General features: G+C 61.4%; 23 protein-coding genes and 1 pseudogene (1 of these 24 running past the window's edge). 3 read left to right on the top strand and 21 right to left on the bottom strand.

All coding sequences use genetic code 11. From position 1 onward, the window contains the following. Positions 1–377, top strand: the 3' portion of a protein-coding gene (locus M5C98_RS02805) for an ATP-binding cassette domain-containing protein (protein WP_272550836.1). It extends 1,507 nt beyond the left edge of the window; 377 of the gene's 1,884 nt are visible here — the last part of the coding sequence; the start codon falls outside the window, past its left edge; its stop codon occupies positions 375–377. Positions 378–535: 158 nt separating this feature from the next. Here the strand turns inward: M5C98_RS02805 and M5C98_RS02800 are convergent. The 8 genes and pseudogenes from M5C98_RS02800 to M5C98_RS02765 all read right to left on the bottom strand — a co-directional run. Continuing rightward, a pseudogene (locus tag M5C98_RS02800) lies at positions 536–834 on the bottom strand (transposase); the annotation flags it as partial. A 205-nt stretch (positions 835–1,039) separates the two neighbouring features. Continuing rightward, the gene (locus M5C98_RS02795) at positions 1,040–2,152 is read right to left on the bottom strand and encodes a protein-glutamate methylesterase/protein-glutamine glutaminase (protein ID WP_272550834.1); all 1,113 of its coding nucleotides are present in this window, start codon (positions 2,150–2,152) and stop codon (positions 1,040–1,042) included. Positions 2,153–2,175: 23 nt separating this feature from the next. After that, complete coding sequence (gene cheD / locus M5C98_RS02790; RefSeq protein WP_272550833.1) at positions 2,176–2,937, bottom strand: chemoreceptor glutamine deamidase CheD; 762 nt, start codon at positions 2,935–2,937, stop codon at positions 2,176–2,178. Between the two features lie 25 nt (positions 2,938–2,962). After that, positions 2,963–3,853 carry a CheR family methyltransferase gene (locus M5C98_RS02785; protein WP_272550832.1) on the bottom strand — a complete coding sequence of 297 codons (891 nt, stop codon included), beginning with the start codon at positions 3,851–3,853 and terminating at the stop codon, positions 2,963–2,965. A 101-nt stretch (positions 3,854–3,954) separates the two neighbouring features. Beyond that, entirely contained in the window at positions 3,955–4,446 is a 492-nt protein-coding gene (locus M5C98_RS02780; protein ID WP_272550831.1) for a chemotaxis protein CheW, read from the bottom strand. A gap of 32 nt (positions 4,447–4,478) precedes the next feature. Continuing rightward, the gene (locus tag M5C98_RS02775) at positions 4,479–6,629 is read right to left on the bottom strand and encodes a chemotaxis protein CheW (protein WP_272550830.1); all 2,151 of its coding nucleotides are present in this window, start codon (positions 6,627–6,629) and stop codon (positions 4,479–4,481) included. A 39-nt stretch (positions 6,630–6,668) separates the two neighbouring features. After that, positions 6,669–7,031, bottom strand: a complete 363-nt coding sequence (locus M5C98_RS02770; RefSeq protein WP_092745705.1) for a response regulator — start codon at positions 7,029–7,031, stop codon at positions 6,669–6,671. Between the two features lie 51 nt (positions 7,032–7,082). After that, positions 7,083–7,529: a hypothetical protein gene (locus M5C98_RS02765; RefSeq protein ID WP_272553121.1), complete on the bottom strand. Its 447-nt coding sequence runs from the start codon at positions 7,527–7,529 to the stop codon at positions 7,083–7,085. A gap of 165 nt (positions 7,530–7,694) precedes the next feature. Here M5C98_RS02765 and M5C98_RS02760 point away from each other — a divergent pair, with 165 nt between their 5' ends. Then, positions 7,695–8,816 (top strand): ATP-binding protein, encoded by a 1,122-nt coding sequence (locus M5C98_RS02760; RefSeq protein WP_442867222.1) that lies wholly within the window; start codon positions 7,695–7,697, stop codon positions 8,814–8,816. Then, entirely contained in the window at positions 8,813–9,442 is a 630-nt protein-coding gene (locus M5C98_RS02755) for a response regulator (protein ID WP_272550828.1), read from the top strand. The genes M5C98_RS02760 and M5C98_RS02755 overlap by 4 nt, the downstream gene beginning before the upstream one ends. An 11-nt stretch (positions 9,443–9,453) precedes the next feature. Here M5C98_RS02755 and fliR read toward each other — a convergent pair whose 3' ends face one another. From fliR to fliF, 13 genes are all read right to left on the bottom strand, one after another. After that, positions 9,454–10,224, bottom strand: coding sequence for a flagellar biosynthetic protein FliR (gene fliR, locus M5C98_RS02750; RefSeq protein WP_272550827.1), 771 nt, complete (start codon positions 10,222–10,224; stop codon positions 9,454–9,456). After that, complete coding sequence (fliQ, locus tag M5C98_RS02745) at positions 10,221–10,490, bottom strand: flagellar biosynthesis protein FliQ (protein ID WP_092745701.1); 270 nt, start codon at positions 10,488–10,490, stop codon at positions 10,221–10,223. Before fliQ ends, fliR begins: the two co-directional genes overlap by 4 nt. 9 nt (positions 10,491–10,499) lie before the next feature. Further along, positions 10,500–11,261 carry a flagellar type III secretion system pore protein FliP gene (gene fliP / locus M5C98_RS02740; RefSeq protein ID WP_272550826.1) on the bottom strand — a complete coding sequence of 254 codons (762 nt, stop codon included), beginning with the start codon at positions 11,259–11,261 and terminating at the stop codon, positions 10,500–10,502. Further along, the gene (locus M5C98_RS02735) at positions 11,254–11,613 is read right to left on the bottom strand and encodes a FliO/MopB family protein (RefSeq protein ID WP_272550825.1); all 360 of its coding nucleotides are present in this window, start codon (positions 11,611–11,613) and stop codon (positions 11,254–11,256) included. The genes fliP and M5C98_RS02735 overlap by 8 nt, the downstream gene beginning before the upstream one ends. 13 nt (positions 11,614–11,626) lie before the next feature. After that, entirely contained in the window at positions 11,627–12,067 is a 441-nt protein-coding gene (fliN, locus tag M5C98_RS02730) for a flagellar motor switch protein FliN (protein ID WP_272550824.1), read from the bottom strand. Beyond that, positions 12,057–13,061, bottom strand: coding sequence for a flagellar motor switch protein FliM (gene fliM / locus M5C98_RS02725; RefSeq protein WP_272550823.1), 1,005 nt, complete (start codon positions 13,059–13,061; stop codon positions 12,057–12,059). The genes fliN and fliM overlap by 11 nt, the downstream gene beginning before the upstream one ends. Before the next feature lie 18 nt (positions 13,062–13,079). Then, complete coding sequence (locus M5C98_RS02720) at positions 13,080–13,664, bottom strand: flagellar basal body-associated FliL family protein (RefSeq protein WP_272550822.1); 585 nt, start codon at positions 13,662–13,664, stop codon at positions 13,080–13,082. A 266-nt stretch (positions 13,665–13,930) separates the two neighbouring features. Continuing rightward, positions 13,931–15,322 (bottom strand): flagellar hook-length control protein FliK, encoded by a 1,392-nt coding sequence (locus tag M5C98_RS02715; RefSeq protein WP_272550821.1) that lies wholly within the window; start codon positions 15,320–15,322, stop codon positions 13,931–13,933. A 2-nt stretch (positions 15,323–15,324) separates the two neighbouring features. Next, entirely contained in the window at positions 15,325–15,798 is a 474-nt protein-coding gene (gene fliJ, locus M5C98_RS02710; RefSeq protein ID WP_272550820.1) for a flagellar export protein FliJ, read from the bottom strand. Positions 15,799–15,819: 21 nt separating this feature from the next. Next, positions 15,820–17,178 (bottom strand): flagellar protein export ATPase FliI, encoded by a 1,359-nt coding sequence (gene fliI / locus M5C98_RS02705; protein ID WP_272553119.1) that lies wholly within the window; start codon positions 17,176–17,178, stop codon positions 15,820–15,822. A gap of 85 nt (positions 17,179–17,263) precedes the next feature. Continuing rightward, positions 17,264–17,992 carry a FliH/SctL family protein gene (locus tag M5C98_RS02700; RefSeq protein ID WP_272550819.1) on the bottom strand — a complete coding sequence of 243 codons (729 nt, stop codon included), beginning with the start codon at positions 17,990–17,992 and terminating at the stop codon, positions 17,264–17,266. Then, entirely contained in the window at positions 17,976–18,971 is a 996-nt protein-coding gene (gene fliG, locus M5C98_RS02695) for a flagellar motor switch protein FliG (RefSeq protein WP_272550818.1), read from the bottom strand. The genes M5C98_RS02700 and fliG overlap by 17 nt, the downstream gene beginning before the upstream one ends. 51 nt (positions 18,972–19,022) lie before the next feature. Then, on the bottom strand, positions 19,023–20,708 hold the full coding sequence (gene fliF / locus M5C98_RS02690) for a flagellar basal-body MS-ring/collar protein FliF (protein ID WP_272550817.1): 1,686 nt from the start codon (positions 20,706–20,708) through the stop codon (positions 19,023–19,025). Between the last annotated feature and the right edge of the window lie 46 nt (positions 20,709–20,754).

The raw sequence follows: 20,754 nt of genomic DNA, 5'->3' as shown, positions 1-20,754 counted from the left end.
ATGAGGGAAATGGACTTTGGCGGGAATATGAAGGCAGTGTTCAAGATTGGCTCATTCAATCTCGTCGCAGTGGCTTGCTTAACGCTACAACATTAGCTTCAGCCAAAGTTGCGCCCGATGACAAGGGAGATGTCCAGGAAAAGACAGGGCCCGCAGCAAAGAAGAAGCTGAGCTACAAAGAGCAGCGAGAGTTGGAGCAACTTCCCACTCAGATTGCTACGTTAGAAGCGGAGCAACTGGCGATTCAGTCAAAACTGGCCGATGGCTCACTGTATGCAAAAGACGGAGTACAAGCGGTAGCCCTTCATGCGCGAGAGGGAGAGATAGAAAGACAGCTTATGGCTGCGTTGGAGCGCTGGACCACCTTGTCCTCTTAAATCGTGTTGTGAACTTCCCGCTCCTGCAGGCACCCTTGCAACGGCGGGCAACATGAGCACCGCAAGGACTAGGTGGACTTCCCCAGGTTTCCCGGACACATCGAATGCGTGCTCAGGTTGGCCGTGAACTCGTTCATGCTGGGCGGATCCCGGTAACTAGTTCTGGACAACCCCGCATAGCGACAGGCGCGCCGCTCGCTGATGGACAGTTCCTGAACCATCCTGGCAGCGGCCTCGCGCCTGGCCTGCGGGGTCAGCGCTTTACCCCAAAGCCCACCTTCAGCGCCTCGATGTGCAGGTGGGCCTCAGCCAGCAGCTTCTTGAGCTTGGCGTTCTCCCCCTCGATCTCGCGCAGCCGCGTGGCTTCGCTGGTCTGCATGCCACCGAACTTGGCACGCCACTTGTAGAAGGTCGCATCGCTGAAGCCGCCCGGGCGGCACAACTCTTGGACCGGCATGCCGTCCTCGGCCTGCTTGAGAAAACCGATGATCTGTTCGTCGGTGAATCTGCTCTTCTTTATGTCCGTTCTTCCTCTGAAAACGGACTCTACCAACCTTCAACTGGTACGTCCTATGGGGAGCAGGTCAGTTCGTCCAACTTCTGGGGGTCAGTTCAAAACCGGGGCGATTCACTCATAGCTACGGCCTGCTTTGACCTAAAACTTAGATACGATGGTGCAACCGATCGGTTGAACCACGCAGCTTGGCAACTAAAGCGGAAGCGATCTGATTTAAAGGCAAGACCTCATCAGCAGCGCCATGTGCAATGGCCTCCCTAGGCATCCCGAAAACGATGCAGCTCGCCTCATCCTGCACATAGTTAAAGCTGCCGGCGTCCTTCATCTCCCGCATCGCGGCAGCGCCATCATTCCCCATACCCGTGAGCATGATGCCGAAAACATTGCGTCCAGCCACTACAGCCGCCGACTTGAACAAAACCTCTACTGAAGGCTTGTGTCGATTGACGGGTGGGCCATCATCTACAACGGCAACATAGTTGGCTCCGCTACGAGCAATGTGGAATTGCCTACCTCCTGGCGCTATATATGCATGGCCGGGCAAGATACGCTCTCCATTGACCGCTTCTTTCACTGTGATCTGGCACAGCCCATTGAGCCTGGCAGCAAAGCTGGTGGTAAAACCGGGCGGCATGTGCTGTGTAATTACAATAGCAGGTGAATCCGCAGGCATCTGCACCAGCACTTCACGGATGGCCTCCGTACCGCCAGTGGATGCCCCAATACAAATCAGTTTCTCGGTAGACAGCCTGCCTAGCAATGTGGTGGTATGCGTCGGGGAATGCCCACCATCTGCGGAAATTGCTGCAGAAGAGTGCGGACGAGCAGTCCCTTGCGCAGGCGCTCTGCGCACCTGCGCAACAGCCGCCACCCGAATTTTTTCAACAATCTGGGTGGCCAACTCATTCAGGCCACTCGATAGGCCGACCCGAGGTTTGGCGACGAAGTCGACAGCCCCCAGTTCGAGCGCTTTCATGGTGACTTCCGCACCGCGCTCCGTGAGCGTTGAAATCATGACGACTGGCATCGGCCGCAACCGCATTAAACGGCCCAAAAAGTCGATCCCATCCATACGCGGCATTTCAACATCCAGCGTAATGACATCAGGGTTCATTTCACGAATCATCTCGCGCGCGATCAAAGGATCGTTGGCCGTTCCTATGCACTCCATATCCCGCTGGCGATTGATGATTTCAGCCAAAAGACTGCGCACCAGCGCCGAATCATCTACGACGATCACCCGGATCTTGCTGCTCATTCCCTCATGTCCTTGTTCATTTCTCAAAAGAGATCCACTGATCCGCCTGAGGTCGCCTTGGCAACCGTCGCAGCGTTGCCGCGAACTTCCTGTTCCACCAATGTCTCGGGATGCGCATGTGCAAGACGCTTCACCATTGCCTTGCCTGTCACCGGAAAGAAGACAACCTTACGCGGATAAATATCGAGCACGTCTTCCGAAACAATCGGGATACGCTCCGTCTGGAGGTAGTTGAGGACAAAATTGGTGTTGCGCTCCCCCACGTTCATGGTGGTGAAGTTATGCATGACCTGAGCCCCGCCAAAAATTTTGGCTTGCATGCTTTCGCGGCGGGCACCAAGTTTTAGCATTTCGTTGATCAGCAGTTCCATGGCGTAGGAGCCATAACGGCCAGACACATCGGACGAATCTCCATCGGGCAACATGAAATGATTCATGCCACCGACTCGACAACGACTATCCCAAAGGCAAGCGGAGATGCATGAGCCCAGTACGGTCATGATCACCAGATTTTCATCAGCAACGAAATACTCACCAGGAAGCACTTTGACCGCATTGTGCTGGAAATGGTGATCGAAAAAGAAGAAAGAGGCTTCTCCTGGGCGGCGGGCTTGTGCCTTGAGTTCCGGCAACGTCGACTGCCTCACTGCGGGGGCAGGAGTCCCAGTGTAGATATCCGCACTCAGTGGGGCGATTCGCGGCGCGCGTCGCCGCTCCACCGTTCCTCCCAGGGCAGACGGGGGAGCGCCAGACGGGGGCGGGAAACCAGGACGGGTATTAGTCATGTGGGCTCTTGCAGAAGACTATCGGTCAGCGGCGTTCGTACACGGTCTTTCCACGCAAGGTGAAAAGGTCGCGGGACTCGCTGAAATTTTCAGCATGCCCAACAAACAGCATGCCGCCTGGCTTCAAGACACGGTGAATGCGCTCCAGCACTTTGCGCTGAGTCGCAGCGTCGAAATAGATCATCACATTGCGACAAAAAACGACATCAAAGGGCTCTCGAAAAGGCCAATCGTCGCGGATCAGATTGACGCTTAAAAAATCTATGCCTCGGCGCAATTCCGGCTTAGCGCGTGCGAACCCGGCATTCGACGCCTTGCCGCGCAAAAAGAACCGCTGAAGACGCTCAGGGCTCAACCCTTTCACACTGTCTAGGCGGTATACCCCCTCAGCCGCTGTCGCCAACACGCGCGAGTCGATATCGCTGGCTGTCAATTTGAACGAGCCGTTAGTGTTCAACGACTCCATGGCTGTCATTACGATGGAATATGGCTCTTCCCCAGTCGACGCAGCGTTGCACCACACGCTCCATGGACCAGCAGGCCGGGTACGCAAGAGATTGGCAAGAATTTCAAAATGGTGCTGCTCTCGGAAGAAGGCCGTCAGGTTGGTCGTGAGCGCGTTCACAAACTCCTGCCATTCCGGACCATCATGAGTTTCCAGCCAACTCAGATATTCATGAAAGCTGGTGTGACCAGTATCACGCAGCCGCCGCGACAAACGGCTATAGACCATTGCATGCTTGCCATCATGAAGGCTGATGCCTGCTCGCTGATAAATGAGCGCTTGAACACGCGAGAAGTCTGCATTGGTCCAGACAAACTCTCGCCCCTGGGCCAAAGGACCTGATGCAGGCGACGCTGACGGTGATTCGGCCACGCCTCGCGCAGAAGAGATATGACTGGAGGTCTGGCGCATGTTGCTTTCACTTCGAGAGGTCGGTGGTCCACATGCCAGTGGTTATGGAGCAACCACGTCGACTTTTCCTGAAGCCGTTGCGTGGCGGCGTGCTATCGGTCTTATTCGTTGGCGGAAACCAACCCCATATCCATGCTGGCCATGAGTTTTTCTATGTCTAGCAGGATCAGCATGCGCTCACCCACAGAGCCCAGGCCAACGATGCAGTTGGTGTCGATAGTGCTTTCTACTTCTGGCGCGACGCGGATCTGATCGGAGTTTAGTTCCATGACATCACTCACAGAGTCCACCACGATCCCGACCACCCGATTGCGTAAATTCAGAATGATGACCACCGTGAAGCTGTTGTATTCCGCTTTGGAGCAACTGAACTTCAAACGCATGTCCACAATGGGGACAATGGTGCCACGAAGATTCGTCACACCTTTTATGAAATCTGGTGCATTGGCAATGCGTGTGGGCGGTTCATAGCCGCGGATTTCCTGCACCTTCAGAATATCGATCCCGTATTCCTCCTGATCCAACCGGAAAGTCAGATACTCCCGGGCGCCAGAGACAGTCGCTTCATTGGTCTTTTCCATCACTCCAGCCATAGGGCTCTCCTTATATCAACGGGTCGCGGGACTCAATGACGAGCACGCCGCACCAAAGCACCTGTGTCCAAAATCAATGCCACGGTGCCGTCGCCAAGAATGGTGGCTCCGGACACATTAGGCACTTTGCGATAGTTGGTTTCCAGGTTCTTAACGACGACTTGGTGCTGCCCAAGCAGCTCATCCACCAACAGAGCGACCCGGCTGCCGTCCGCCTCCACCACCACCATGATGTTGCTGGACTTGCTTTGGTCCAACCGCGGGACTTGGAATGTTTTCTCCAGAGCAATGACCGGCATGTATTCATCCCGGACTTTGACCAGCTGAGATCCTTGCGCAACCGTATTGACGTCGTCGGGATTGACCTGGAAAGACTCCACGACGGAAGACAGCGGAAGAATGTAAACCTCTTCGCCCACGCCCACAGACATGCCATCCATGATCGCCAGCGTCAGCGGCAACCGCACCGATACCCGCATGCCGTAACCCTCCGCGGAGTCGATTTCCACAGACCCGTTGAGTGCGGCGATATTTCGCTTCACTACATCCATGCCGACACCGCGCCCAGAAACGTCGGTCACTTCGTCAGCCGTAGAGAAACCTGGAGCAAAGATCAGACCCCACACATCCGCATCGCTCATCTGGTCGGAGACATCGAGCCCACGCTCTCTGGCTTTGCGCATGATTTTCTCGCGGGAAAGACCTCTACCGTCATCGCGCACCTCGATCACGATAGACCCCCCTTGATGGGATGCCGACAAAGTGATCGTTCCATGTTCGGACTTGCCGGCAGCCAGCCGGTCCGCTGGCATTTCGATGCCATGGTCGCAACTGTTGCGGACCAAGTGCGTCAACGGGTCTGTGATTTTTTCGACCAAGCTCTTGTCCAGCTCAGTGGCCTCGCCCAACGTGACCATCTCGACTTTCTTGCCCAGCTTGTTGGCCAAGTCCCTGAGCATCCGGGGAAAGCGGCTGAAAACGATCGACATGGGAATCATGCGGATCGACATCACAGACTCTTGCAGGTCCCGTGTGTTGCGATCCAGATCGGCAAGGCCTGCAAGCAATTGCTGATACGCCCCCGCATCGAGTCCCCGGCTGTTTTGCGCCAGCATGGCCTGGGTAATGACCAACTCACCCACCAGATTGATCAACTGGTCGACTTTGTTCACTGCCACACGGATGGTCGTGGATTCCATCTGCGCCTGGCTCACTGCCTTGGGCTCGGCCGTGCGGACTGCGCTGACAGGCTGCTTGGTAGAGGGCGCATCCGCCACACTCCCAGCGACTGTTTCTACCCGCTCGCTCGGCATTCCGGGGGATCCATTGAAGAAACCATAAGGTGCTTCAGCGGAAGCCTCCGTGGCTTGCAGCAACGCAGCTTCCGGATCAGCGTCCACTGCCGATGCACCGCCCTCTGCACTGATCCTCACCTGATCTTTCGAGACATGGAAAGCGAACAGATCCAGCAGATCATCGTTGGTAGAGGTCGTCTCTACAGCGAACCGTCGGACACCTGGCTCCTCGGACGCAACGTCACGAATCGAACCCAACCCCGGAATATCGCGGAACAACTCCTTGATGGCATCCGCCTGTTCAAGACGCTCCAGCGGACCGATACGGATCTCGAGTGAGCGGGAACCGCCGGGTGCAGCTGCCGTGGGAATGGCTGGCGGAGGCGCAACAATGGATGGCACAACCACGGGGGCCGCTGGTGCTGGCGGCGGTGCCACAGCAGCAACGGGCTCAGCGGGAACATTGCCAGCCGCCAATTCACTGATGCGACGCACGAGCGCAGCAGTGGACACGGCTTCACCTTGGCCTCCGGCTTGGTGACGTGCCAGCAGGCTACGGGAGGCATCGGCAGACTCCAGCAATACATCCACCATCTGGGGGATAGGCTGCAACTCATGGCGCCGCAAGCGATCCAGCAGCGATTCCATTTGGTGGGTCAGTTCAGCGACGTCGGAAAAACCGAAAGTCGCAGCACCTCCCTTAATGGAGTGCGCACAACGGAAAATGCCGTTTAATTCTTCGTCATTGGCGGCACTCAGATCCAGATCCAGGAGCATGTGCTCCATCTGGTCCAGGTTCTCGCCCGCTTCTTCGAAGAAGATCTGATAAAACTGACTGAGATCGAAATCCGCGCCGCCGCCCGCGCCTTCTTGATAGGTGTCCGCCATTAGGGGCTCCAGTACTTAGGTTATCTGCGCGCGATGGCGTTAGCGAATGACTTTTTGAATCACTTCGATCAAGCGGTTCGGGTCAAAAGGTTTGACCAGCCAGCCTGTGGCGCCTGCGGAACGTCCCGCTTGCTTCATCTGGTCGCTCGACTCAGTCGTGAGAATCAAAATGGGAATGGTCTTGAACCGGGGATGCTCACGCAGCTTGCGGGTCAAACCGATTCCATCGAGTCTTGGCATGTTCTGGTCTGCCAGCACCAGATGAATGTCGTGGGTTTCAGCCTTTTCGAGCGCGTCTTGCCCGTCTACCGCCTCCACCACGTGATACCCCGCCCCGGTCAGGGTGAAGGACACCATCTTTCGCATGGACGGTGAATCATCAACGGCAAGAATCGATTGCATGTAGGGCTCCACTCACTTGAATATATAAGGTAACCAGTTACGGGCGCGTGCTCAGAACAGGTCGATTGATCCTGCATCCATTTCGCTCTGCGTGACAGGATTGGGACGGTCGGGGGCCATTTCGGCGAAAGGCGCAGCTTCTTCGCCCTCTTCGGTGCCCATGGCTTCGGAAGCCAAACGGAAAGCGCATCCTTGCAGCACCTTAGTTGTGTGCCAGATCAGTTGGGATGCCATGTCTTGAAACTGCAGTTCGGTGACTGCACTGCGCAAGGCCGTCCGCAGCGCCGCAAGCTCGGCCGAGTCACCGACAACTTCGTCGGTCAATGCACCGTTGGCTTCGCCAAAGCGGGCCAGCAGATTGTCTGTTGCATGGCTGAGCAAGCCTTCCAAGCGGTGCAGATCATGCATGACGACCAACAAGGAGTCTTGCAATTCTGCAGCAACCATGACTGGCACTTGAACCCCTGGGCCGCCAGGGCTAGTTAGCGTAGATTGCATCGTTTCTCCAGAACTGCAAACGGCTGCAGGGCAAACAAATTCCAACTCGGCAAGACGCTGGTGGCGGACTCCACTGGCAAAACGTCCCATGCAAACCATTCTCTCGGCTTTCTTCGATCACCGCCGCACGGGACAAACACCCTTGTTTGTTCCAATATGTATCCTATGATAGCGTTCCCTATGCCCTCAGGAGTAACGGATCGACCCTTGCGCATCCTGCATTTGGAAGATTCTGTAGCGGATCATGAGTTGGCTTGCATTACGTTGCGCCGCGCCAACGTGGTGTATGAAATCCACCACGTGGACACCCTGGTCACGTTCATCGAGCAGCTTGATGCGGAGCCTTTCGATCTGATTCTTGCGGACTACCGCCTGCCCGGCTTCACCGCACTGGATGCATGGAGCGTCGTCGCGCAGCGAGAGTCCCACCCCCCTTTCGTTTTGCTGTCCGGTGCCATCGGCGAGGCAGCGGCTGTGGACGCAATGCGGTTAGGCATTGCGGACTACCTCCTCAAAGACGACATGGCGAGGTTGCCACACGTCATTGACCGGGCGATCGAAGTGCACGAGGCACGGCGCGCCAGAGAGAAAGCCACCGCCGACTTGGCCGCATCGGAACGGCGGCTGGCAGAGCTCACCGAACACTTGCAAAGCTCAATCGAAAAAGAACGGGCAGCCATTGCCCGCGAGATCCACGATGACATCGGCGGCGCACTGAGTGCGGTGCGCTTCGATGTGGGGTGGATCAGCCGGCATGCGAAGGACGACGGGATGCAGGCCCATGCGGCGGCTGCAACCGAGATGCTGCAGCACGCCATCGAGGCGAGTCAGCGCATCATGATGAACCTCCGTCCACCTATCCTGGATCAGGGGCTGGTGGCCGCAGTGCAGTGGTTGGCGGAAAGTTTCGAGCGGCGCACGGGCATTCCCACACGGGTGTATACCAGCAAGGACACAATCGAGGTGGACGCAGCCATTCAGTTGGTGGCTTACCGCACGGCGCAGGAAGCCCTGACCAATGTCTTCAAATATGCCGATGCACGGCAGGTCGGAGTCGACTTGTCGGACAGCGAAGGAGTGCTCACACTCGAAGTCACCGACGATGGCAGAGGCATGGAGCCGGCCATGCGGGAAAAACCAAAATCTTTCGGGCTCAAAGGCCTTCAAGAACGTGCGCGTACCGTTGGAGGGTGGCTCGACATCAGCAGCCACCCAGGCCGCGGGACCGCTGTCATCCTGTCGGTGCCGCTGACACCCCAGAACATTTCAGAGGAGGAGGCACCATGATCCAGGTCGTGTTGTGTGATGACCATGCGGTCCTGCGAAGGGGCATCCGCGACACGCTATCGGAGGCGCCGGACATCCAGGTGACGGGAGAGGCCGGCGGCTACTCCGAGTTGAGGGACGTGTTGCGCACCGCTCCCTGCGATGTATTGCTGTTGGACTTGAATATGCCAGGCCGCAGCGGCCTGGAGGTGCTGGCAAGCCTTCGCGAGACGGACTCCGCCGTCAAGGTATTGGTCGTATCGATGTATCCCGAGGACCAATACGCGCTGCGTTGCTTGCGCGCTGGCGCACAAGGCTATGCCAACAAAGCGGGGGATCCCGTGGAGTTGATCGAAGCAGTGCGTACCGTGATGAAAGGCCGCAAATACCTCACGCCTGAAGTGGCGCAGATGCTAGCCGACAGCCTGGCGCAACCCAGTCCCGAATTGCCGCACGAGGCGCTTTCGGAGAGGGAGTTGCAGACCTTGGTGAAGATCGCGTCCGGCAGACGCCTGTCTGACATCGCCGAGGAGCTGATGCTGAGCCCCAAGACGGTCAGCGTCTATCGGTCTCGCGTGCTGGAAAAACTCAAGCTCACCAACAATGCGGAACTGACGGTGTACGCCATTCGCAACCAGTTGGTCTAAAGGCCAGGCATCTACCGCTGTGAAGCGAAAAGATCGATGGATCGCTGCATCAATGCCATGACGGGCTGCTCGAGCATGGGCAGCGTCGCAGCAATGCCCAGTAAACCCACCGTCAACGTCACTGGAAAACCGACCGCATAGATATTCATCTGAGGTGCCACGCGCGAGATGATGCCCATGGCCATGTTCACGAACAACAAGAGGGCGATCATGGGCAACGCGATCCACAAGGCGCTGGAAAAGAGCGAGGCCCCCAGGTCATGCAGCCGCAACTGGCCCAAGGCCTGCATGAAATGGCCGTCCACGGGAAAGCTGTCGAAACTCTTGACCACCGCCATCAGCACCATCAAGTGCCCATTGATGACAACGAAAAGCAGCATGGCCATGTGCCCGAAAAACCGGGCCACAGCGCTGACTTGGGTGTTGCTGGAGGGATCAAAGAACGACGCAAAGTTCAGCCCCATCTGAAGCCCGATCACCTCGCCCGCCAATTCCACCGCAGTAAACACCAGGCGCACCGCAAAACCAATCGCCGCGCCGACAGCCAGTTGCTGAGCCACGGCACCGAGCGCTTCCCTGCCATTGATGTTGATGATGGGCTGATCAGGCAACGCAGCCTGCGCGCACACCGAAATGAGAAAGGCCAACCCGATCTTGGCGCGCATCGGTATCACGCGCATGGAAAAAACGGGGGCCACCATGAACATGGCCAATATGCGAAGAAAAGGCCACAGGATCGGTGACAACCACGCCACCAGCTGGGCCTCAGAAAACGTGATCACGACACGACCGACGGAATGGATTCGATGGTTCTGCGGATGAAATCCACGAGCGAAGTGATCATCCAGGGGCCGGCAATGGCGAACACCACCATGGCAGCAATCAGCTTGGGCACGAAGGCCAGCGTCGCCTCATTGATCTGGGTCACGGCCTGGAAGATGCTGACCAGCAGCCCCACCACCATGACGGCGCCCAGTACCGGCATCGAAATCATCAGCAACAACGTCAGGGCATCTCGCCCCATCGTCAGAACCATTTGCGAGGTCATGCGCGCTCCTCAGGTGGCAAAACTGGCGGCCAGTGAGCCGATCAGCAGATTCCAGCCATCCGCCAATACGAACAGCATGAGCTTGAACGGCAATGCGACCAGCACGGGAGACAACATCATCATGCCCAGGGACATCAGGATGCTGGAGACCACCATGTCGATGACCAGAAACGGAATGAAGATCATGAATCCGATCTGGAATGCGGATTTGAGTTCGCTGGTCACGAACGCCGGCACCAGCACGCGCAGGGGCGCGGTTTCTGCCGTGGCGCCCTGCTCCAATTTGGCCAGGCGGGCGAACAGGGCGAAATCGGATTGGCGTGTTTGTTTGAGCATGAAGCCGCGCATGGGGGCCTCCGCCTTTTCCAGCGCTTGTTCAAACGTGATGGTGTTCGACGTGTAGGGCACATAAGCATCCTGGTACACGCGATCGAAGGTGGGGCCCATTACGAAGAAGGTAAGAAACAGCGACAGGCCCACGATCACCTGGTTTGGCGGTGCCGACTGGGTTCCGATGGCCTGGCGGAGCAGCGACAGCACGATCACGATGCGGGTGAAGCCCGTCATCATGAGAAGCACTGCCGGCAGGAAAGAAAGGGCCGTGAAAAACAGCAGCGTCTGAATGGGCACTGAAAAGCTCGCGCCCGCGTTGCCCGATCCGACCAGCACCGGCAACGAGCCCGGTGCCGCTTGCGCGAGTGCCGCAGGGGCAAAAACCGCAGCGGCGACCGCCAACGCCCCCCCAATCCAGGTGGGCCAGCGATCAGCCATGGGGTGCCTCTTGCCCCCGCAACTTGGCTGCAGCCACCTCATCGGCGAAGGAGGGAGCAGAAACCACGCCCCGGGGCACACCGGCAGGCGCTGAAGGATCGATCACGTGCAGGCAACGGATCTGCTGTGCCGTGACCCCCAGCACCAGCCAGGTCCGCTGATGCTCCGGCCCCACTTCCACCGTGATCACGCGTTGCTGCGGCCCGATACCGACGGTTGACACCACCTTGGAGGCGGCGCTCGCAGCCGCGCCCAGGCCACCGCCCTGCCGCTGCTGCATGCGTTTTATCCACCAGGGCAGCGTCGCGATGGCTGCGACGAACAGCACGACGATGACCAGCGTCTGCGTCATATTGCCGCCCGCGCTATCCACGGCTGACCCTTCGCAGGCGTTCCGATGGCGTGACCACATCGGTCAGGCGAATCCCGAATTTGTCGTTCACCACCACCACCTCGCCCTGGGCGATGAGGTAGCCATTGACCAGCACGTCCATGGGCTCGCCTGCCAATGCGTCGAGTTCAACCACCGAGCCCTGCGCCAATTGCAGGATGTACTTGATCGGCACTTTGGTCCGGCCCAGTTCCACCGACAACTGCACCGGAATGTCCAGCACCATGTTGATGTCGTTGACCGGAGAGTCCGAGTTGGTAGAGAAAGGCCGCACCGGGTCTCCCGCCAGCGGCCCACCCTGGTCCGCTGAAGGCTCGTCCGTGCGCTTTTGCTCTTCCAGCGCCTCGGCCCAGCCCGCAAACGGATCGTCCGCCGCGCCAGCGTCCTTGTTGTCGTTGTCGCCTTCAGTTGACATTCTTTTCTCCCAGCCAGCTCAGATCGGCGTTGCGCAGGCACTCCTCGATCCGGATGGCGTATTTCGCGTTGTGCGTGCCGTACTGGCACTCAAAAATGGGCACGCCTCCGATGGAGGCACGGATGCGAGGCTCCCGGTCGAGCTCGATGAAATCCCCAGGCTTCATGGCCAGCAACTGTTCCACCGTGGCATCGGCTTTGGCGAGCTCGGCCACCAGCGTCACCTCGGCGGCCTGGATTTCCCGGGTGAGCACGCGCACCCAACGACGATCCACCTCGATGGAATCACCTTGCGTGGACGAATACAGCACGTCGCGGATGGGCTCCAGCGTCGCATAGGGCATGCAGATATGAATCGCGCCGGACAGATCACCGATCTCCAGCTGGAACGCGGTGGACACCACGATTTCGCTGGGGGTCGCGATGTTGGCGAACTGCGGCTGCATCTCCGAACGCTGGTACTCCAGATCGAGCGGGTAGATGCCGTGCCATGCCTTCTTGTATTCGGCGCAGATCACATCGACCAGGCGGTTGATGACGCGCTGTTCAGTCGGCGAAAAGTCCCGCCCTTCAATGCGGGTCTGGAACTTGCCGACACCACCATACAGCGTGTCGATGATGCCGAACACCAGCGATGGTTCGCACACGATCAGCCCGCTGCCGCGCAGGGGACGAATGGCGACGATGTTGAAGTTGGTAGGCACCGCCAGTTCGCGCAGGAAGGCGCTGTAGCGCTGCACCGAAACCGTACCCACCGAGATTTCCGGGCTGCGCCGGATGAAATTGAACAGGCCGATGCGGAAGTTGCGCGCAAACCGCTCATTGACGATTTCCATCGTCGGCATGCGGCCGCGCACGATGCGCTCTTGGCTGGAGATGTCGTAATTGCGAACCGCGCCGGTCTCGGTCGCTTCCTCGACCGACTTCTGGCTCTCGCCCGTGACGCCCTCCAAAAGGGCATCGACCTCTTCCTGCGACAGAAATGAATCACTCATGGCAGTCTCCTGTCGCCGTCACTGGATGATGAAGCTGGAGAAAAGGACCTGCCGCACAGGGTTCGTATCGGCAGCGGGCTTGTTGGCGCGGGGCGCCTCTTCTTCGTCCTCCGCCTCTTGGCTGGCGGGGCGCTTGCGTGGCTTGGCCACCGTGTATCCGAGTGGCTTGGAAACTTCACGCCGAATGTCGGTGGCCAGCTTTTCCTTGCCTTCGCGGCCCAGCAGCTCCTCAGAGGAGCGCTGGGACACCAGCATCAGAATGGCACTTCGGATGCTCGGCAGGTACAGCTTGACCTGCTCTGCCGTTTTGGCATCGGCCAGTTCCAGCGTGAGGCCGATCTGGGCAAACCGCTCTCCGCCGGTATCGGCAAGATTGACGACCATGTTGTCGATGGGCAGGAAGGTAGGGGCTACCTTGGGTGCCGCCGGCGCATGGGGGCGCGCCTCGGCGCCCTCCTCGTCTTCGGCATGGTTGCGGCTGTTCAGGATGAACCAGGCCGCGCCCCCGCCAGCGATGACCAGCAGGGCAACGACCACACCGATGATGAGCATCTTCTTGCTCTTGGCCTTGGGCGGCGCTGCGGCAGCAGGATTGGCAGACACGTTGGGTTTCCTTGCGCAACAAATTCAGGACAGGGAGGCACAGCGAGGGCAGCACAGGCTGCACACCTCGCTCGATGACCCCATTATTGGGCGCCCTGGCTTTCGATAATAGCCAGAATAAAAGCCCAAAACCATGGCTTTCAGCCTCCTAGGGCAGGACGCTGTGCGGAGGCGACGCGGCATTGGCCACCTTCGTCGATGCCTTTCCCCTTCGCCTCAGGCAGCTCTTCAGCGCGAGAGCGCGTGAGCCCAGACGGGCTCAGCGCTCAAGCGAATACGTCCAGCGCGTGGGCAGCGCCTGCAGGGCCCTTCACGGCCAGAGCTGCCCCTGCGCCCACGCCGGCGGCAGCCTGGACCTGCGTGCGCCGGGCAGGACCATCGCTGTCCGAAGAGGACCGACGGCCATCGCCACCCGATGCTCCCGTACCGTCGCGGCCCGACTGCCCGACGGTGACGCCCGACAGTTCCAGCCCCTCGCTGCGCAGCAAATCCCGCAGTTGCGCAGCGCTGGAATCCAGCCATTCGCGGGTATTGGCCTGGTCGCTGCGGAACGTGACGTGGGCTTCGTTGCCCGACAGCGACACCATGACCTCCACCGGCTGGCCTTCGCGATCGATGGTGAGTTCGGCGTTCTGCGTTTTCTGGTGCACCCAGTACGCCACCTGCTCGGCGATCTGGTCTTCCGCGCCCACCTGGGAAGGATCGACCAACACGCCCGTGCCGTCGGCAGCCGCAGGCGCTTCGTTCAGGGAGAAACCCATCCCGCTTTCGGCCCCGGGCGTGCCGCCCCGAGACGATTGCGCATCGGATGCGCCCGATTCCGCGCCACGCTCCGAAGCGCGCATAGCCACCGCTTCAGCCAAGGCCCCAGCGACCGGGGCAGACGCACCCAGCGCATCCTGCATTGCCCGAGCGGATGCCGGCACGCCAACTGCGCCCGAGCCGTCGCGACGGTCCGGTGCAACGGCAGCGACCGCTGCGGACAACGCTCCAGACATCTCTGCGGAAGCGGGCTTTTTGTCCTCCTTGCCCAGCGCATTGCGCAGAGCAGCAGCGCTCGCACCCGCCGTGGAGGCATCCACCCCCAGGCCGGCAGATGAACCTGCTGCCGCCGAAAACCGCGACGGCAGGCCCTTGTGAGGGGCTGCGCCAGGCGCCGTCGGCGCCGCCGCATCGGACAGATCGGTCGCTCGGTCCATCCACGCCGTTTGTCCCACCAAGCTACCGGAATCCATCAGGCCGCCGAATCCATTGGCCCAGGCCCCCGTGCCAGCGCTGTCACCCAGCACCCGGCCCAGCGATTGGCCGAGCCCCCCCTGCTGGGCATTGCCCTGTGCCAACAGCGGTCCCTGGCCCTGGAGGGGCATCTGGGCCGACAGTTGCCCCCCTTGAGCCGCCAATGCGGCAGGGTCCATTGGCAGGGCCCCGGCCTCTCCCGCCGGCAGCAAAGAGGCCAGGGCCGCACCTGGGTCGGTCTGCAACGTCCCCGTGGTGCCGTCTCCGGGTGCGGTGGTATCCATGGCGGCCAGCAGCAGAGAAAAGCCGCCCTGCCCCGCCGCCTGCTGGGTGGCATCATGTGCCGAGCCTGCTTTGCCGGTGGCGCGCGCCCCGCGTGTTTCGTGGGGCGTGTGCGAGTTGTTGATGCGTGTCGGTTCCATGTTCACCACTCCTGCGGCCCCTGCTGGCCCTGGGTTGCGTTTTCCTTGCCGAATTGGAGCGCAGCGCGCTCATCGGTTTGCTTCTGATCGCGGCGCGCCTGGACCTTGTCCAACTCGCGCCGGCGTTTCTCGACCACTTTCCTCAGGGCCGCCAGCCGCAGCTCTGCGGCCAGCACGGCCCGGGTGGCATGCTCCACCCGCCCGGCCTGGTCCCCCACCACCCCGGTCTGCAGGCCGACCGCATGGGCGAGCCGGTCCATGAACTGGTAGTGGTGGTACATGACTTCGGGCTTGACCGTGGTGTCCGGCTGCGCACCCCAGCGCCCCTGGGTTTCCAATGCATAGCCTTCCAGCTGCTGCAGTTGCGCCTGCGACGCCTCGCGCGCCCGCTGAACATCCTGCAGCACCTGCCGCGCTTCGTCGCGCTTGCGCTCGGCCATCTCGACGGCCACCAGGAAAGCGTTCAGGGAAGACATGGTCGTTTCACCCTTGGGGCATCAATGGTTGAGCACCGAGGCCATGAACCCCAGGCTTTCGCCCATGGGCGCCGCTTCGAACATGTTCTGCTGCAAAAAATCCGCCATGGAAGGCTGCAGGCGAATGGCCTCGTCCAGCGCCGGGTCGGAGCCGCTCATGTAGGCCCCCACCTGGATCAGGTCGCGGCTCTTTTGATAGCGCGAATACACCGCGCGGAACCGCCGGGCCAACTCGAAGTGCTCCCGCGACACCACGTTGTGCATCACGCGCGAGGCGGACTGCTCGATGTCGATGGCAGGGAAATGCCCCGTTTCGGCCAGCGCGCGGGACAACACGATGTGCCCGTCCAAAATCGCGCGCGCCGCATCGGCGATGGGGTCCTGCTGGTCGTCGCCTTCGGACAGCACCGTGTAGAAGGCGGTGATGGAACCCACCCCGTGCAACCCGTTGCCGCTGCGCTCCACCAGCGCAGGCAGCTTGGCGAAACAGCTGGGCGGGTAGCCCTTGGTAGCGGGCGGCTCACCGATGGCCAAGGCGATCTCGCGCTGGGCCATGGCATAGCGGGTGAGCGAATCCATGAGCAGCAGCACATGCTTGCCCTTGTCGCGAAAGTGTTCCGCAATGGCCGTGGCGTACGCGGCGCCCTGCATGCGCAGCAGCGGCGGCGCATCGGCCGGCGCCGCCACCACGACCGCGCGGCCCCGGTCTTCCTCGCCGAGGATGTCTTCCACGAATTCCTTGACCTCTCGGCCACGTTCGCCGATCAGCCCGACCACGATCACATCGGCCTGGGTGTACCGGGCCATCATGCCCAGCAGCACGCTCTTGCCCACGCCGGAGCCGGCGAACAGCCCCAGGCGCTGGCCCCGCCCCACGGTGAGAAGGGCGTTGATGGCACGCACGCCGGTGTCCAGGGTCTCGCGCACGGGATCGCGGTCCATGGCGTTGATCTGGCGCCGGTCCATGGGCTCGGAGGTCACGTTGACCACGGCGCCGCCATGGTCCAGCGGAACCCCTTGGGAATCGACCACACGTCCCAGCAACCCATCGCCCATCGGCAGCCGCAGCACGCCAGCCGCAGGCGAAGGCCGCGCGCCCTCGCCCAGCCGCGGCTGGGGCACATACGCCGCCGCAGGCACCACGCTGGCGCCGCTGGAGAGCCCATGGATGTCGCCTGCCGGCATCAAAAAAGCACGGTCGGCGGAAAACCCGACCACTTCCGCCAGCACAGGCTCATGGCCGGGCATCTGCACCATGCATTGAGAGCCCACCGGCACGCGAATACCCACGGCCTCCAGCACCAGCCCCGTCAGTCGGGTGAGCGTGCCGCGGGTTTCGAGGGGCGCACCCTGCGCCACGCGGGTCCGCGCATCCGCCATGAATCGGCCCCAGGCCGTGTCCTGCGGGCTCTGGGAAGCAGGCTCGGCAGGAATATCCGGCAGCGGCATGGCGTCAGGAAGGATTTCAGCCATGGGCCTTCTCTCCAGCGGCATCCCAGGCCGACGTCAGTCCCAGCGATGCAATGGCACGCTCCCAGCGCCGGCCGAGCGATCCATCGATCACCGTCCCTGCCGACTCCACGAAGCAGTCGCCTGCAGTCACGGCCGCGTCGGGCAGCCACTGCACCTTGGCCCCCGCATAGGCTTCGCTCAGGGGTTTTTCAAGCACCTCCCAATCGGCAGGATTCATGCGCACCGTGGCCGGACGCCCTTCTGCGATCAGCATGCCCAGGGCTTCTCGCACCACGGGCAGCAAGGCCAGCGGCTGGCTCGACAGCTCCTGGCGGATGACCTGGCGGGCGATGTCGCAGGCCAGCTGCAGCACTTCCTGCGCGACATGCTGCTGCATGTTGACGAGGCTGGCCTCTGCCGCCTGCACCACCTGATCCATCCGCTGCGCGACCTCCTGTCCCTGGCCAGCGATGTAGTCGTCCATGCGCTGCTGCCACTCCAGCCCGGCCTTGTCCTCGCCATGGGCACGACCCTGCTCGAAGCCCTCCTGCCGCGCCGCTTCCAGGGCGTTCAGGTGCGTGGCCTCGTCGAAGACGACCGGAAGGGGTTCCGGCTCGGGCTCCGGCGTCGGGGCAAGCAGGTCCGACCCGTCCACGGCACCGAACTGCCACTGGGTCACTTCCCCGACCTCTTCGCTGGGGATGAAGCGCGAGTAGCTGCGCGGGTTATACGAATGCGTCATCACCGCCGCCTCCGATCACGATCTGGCCTTCATCCGACAGGCGGCGCACGGTCTTGAGAATCTCCTTTTGCTGGGCTTCGACTTCGGACAGCCGCATCGGGCCGCGCGATTCCAGGTCTTCGCGCATGGCCTCGGCGGCACGAGACGACATGTTGGCGAGGAATTTTTCGCGCAACTCGGGCACGGCGCCCTTGAGCGCCACGATGAGCGTTTCGGACGCCACTTCCTTGAGCACGGTCTGAATGGCGCGGTCGTCGAGCTTGGACACGTCGTCGAAGACGAACATCTTGTCCATGATCTTCTGGGCCAGGTCGGGGTCGTACCCCCGGATCGACTCCAGCACCACGCTGTCCATGTTGGAGCCCAGCAGATTGATGATTTCGGCCGCCGCCTTGACGCCACCCAGCGAGCTTTTGCGGATCTTGTCGCCGCCTGCCAGCACCTTGAAAAGCACCTCGTTGAGGTCCTTGAGCGCCGTGGGCTGGATGCCCTCCAGCGTGGCCACGCGCAGCAGCACTTCGCTGCGCTGACGGTCGGTGAGCTGCATGAGCACGGCCGCGGCCTGCTCGGAGTCCAGGTGCACCAGGATGGCAGCGACGATCTGCGGATGCTCGTTGCGCAACAGTTCGGCCACCGACAGCGGGTCCATCCATTTCAGGCTTTCGATGCCGGAAACGTCGCCGCCCTGGAGAATCCGGTCGATCAGCAGCGCGGCCTTGTCATCGCCCAGGGCGCGCTTGAGCACGGCCCGCACGTAATTGCTGGTGTCGGACACCAGCAGGCTCTGCGCCGCGGCGTCTCCGGAGAAGCGGTTGATGACCGAATCGACCTTCTCGCGCGAGACCGAGCGCATGCGCGCGATCGTTTCGCCCAGCTTTTGCACTTCTTTCGGCGACAGATGCTTGAAGACCTCGGCGGCTTCCTCTTCGCCGAGGGACATCAGCAAAATCGCAGCATCGTTCAGGCCTTGGTCATCCATGGAAAGCTCGTGGTTTCATGCGTCGGTGGGAAATCATCGCACGGCGCGGCATCACGACTCGCCGTTGACCCACGTCTTGAGAATATTCGCCACGGCCATCGGGTTTTCCTTGGCCAGCACGCGGGCCTCTTCCAGACGCAACTGCTCGGGCGTCTGGACCAGATCCTCGGGCTTGGACGGTGCAGCCAGGGCCGGGCGCTGCGGCTCTTCCGCCTCGATGGCGTCGAGTTGGCCGCCCTGGGCCACCGGAATCGCCCGGGGCTTGCCCATGCCCTTGATGGCGGGGCGGACCAGTCCGAGCAGCACCATCGCGGCGAACAGCGACATGCCCACGGGCCAGCCCAGGCTCTTGGCCAGCTCGATCATCTCGGGCTGCTTCCACAGCGGCAGGTCCACCACCGGCGTGGAATCGACCAGGAACGGCGTGTTCATGAGGTTGACCGAGTCGCCGCGGTCCTTGTTGAACCCGATGGTTTCGCGCACCAGCGCCGTCATCTGCTCCAGTTGCTCGGGCGACAAGGCCTTGTTGGTGGGCGCCTTGCCCGCGGCTTCCGCCACCGCCTGGTAGTTGACCACCACGGCCGCGCTCACGCGTTTGAGCGCACCGCTGCCGCCGCGCGTCACGCGGACGGTCTTGTCCACTTCGTAGTTGGTGATGGATTCACGCTTGCTGCCCGTACCCTGCGCGCCCTGCTGGCCGTTGGCGGCCGTCGGCGCCGGATTGGCGCCGTTGATGGGCGCCGTCGAAGGCTGGGGAGGCTGGTTGCTCGTGGCACCGGGCACGCCGCTGGGCGGCTGGGCGCCTTGGGAGCCGGCGCTTTCCACCACCTGCTGGCTGCGCACGGCACTGGCGTCGGGCGTCTGGTTGGGGCGGTGCTGCTCGGAGGTGGATTCGGTCTGGCTGAAATCGACCTCGGCCGTCACCTGCGCCTTGACGTTGTTCTTGCCCACCACCGGCTCCAGGATGTCCAGGATGCGGCGGGTGTACTGCTGCTCGATCTGTTGCACGTAGCTCAGCTGCTGCGCATCCACGCCCGAGCCGGCGGCCATGTCGGGCGATTGCGACAGCAGCTTGCCGGTGTCGTCCAGCACGCTCACAGCGGAAGGCGACAGCTCCGGCACGCTGGAGGCAACCAAGTGCACGATGCCGGCCAGTTGGGTGCGGTCGAGGAAGCGGCCGGGGAACAGGCTCAGCAGCACGGAGGCTGACGGCTTTTGCTGCTCGCGGAAAAAACCATTCTGGTTGGGCAGGGCCAGATGCACGCGTGCGCTTTGCACCGAAGACAGCGCCTGAATCGAGCGGGTGAGCTCCCCCTCCAGCCCGCGCTGGAAGTTCAGCCGCTCCTGGAACTGGGTGACGCCGAACCGGTTCGTCTCCATCAGCTCGAAGCCCGTCACCGAACCCTTGGGCAGGCCCTGGGTCGCCAGGCGCAGCCGCACGTCGTGCACGCGGTCGGCCGGAATCAGGATGGCGCCGCCGCCCTCGGCGTACTTGTAGGGCACGTTCATCGTGGACAGCTGGGCCACGATGGCGCCGCCATCCTTGTCGCTCAGGTTGGCGAACAGCACGCGGTAGTCCGGCTGGCGGCTGAAGACCACTGCGGCGACCACGGCCGCGATCAGCAAGACCATGCCTGCGCCCAGGCGCATCCGCTGGCCCCGTTCGAGCGCGGAAAACCGCTGCATCCAAGAGGGGTTGGCGGGACTGATGACAGGGACTTCAGCAACTGCGGACATGGTGCTTTCCAAAAGGTCCGACCCGGCAGAGGGTTGGCGTGGGGCG

It is taken from the genome of Acidovorax sp. NCPPB 3576 (genome assembly GCF_028473605.1).
Classification (GTDB): Bacteria; Pseudomonadota; Gammaproteobacteria; order Burkholderiales; family Burkholderiaceae_C; genus Paracidovorax.
The sequence above is the reverse complement of the archived record's forward strand: the minus strand, read 5'-3'. Positions and strand labels throughout refer to the sequence as shown.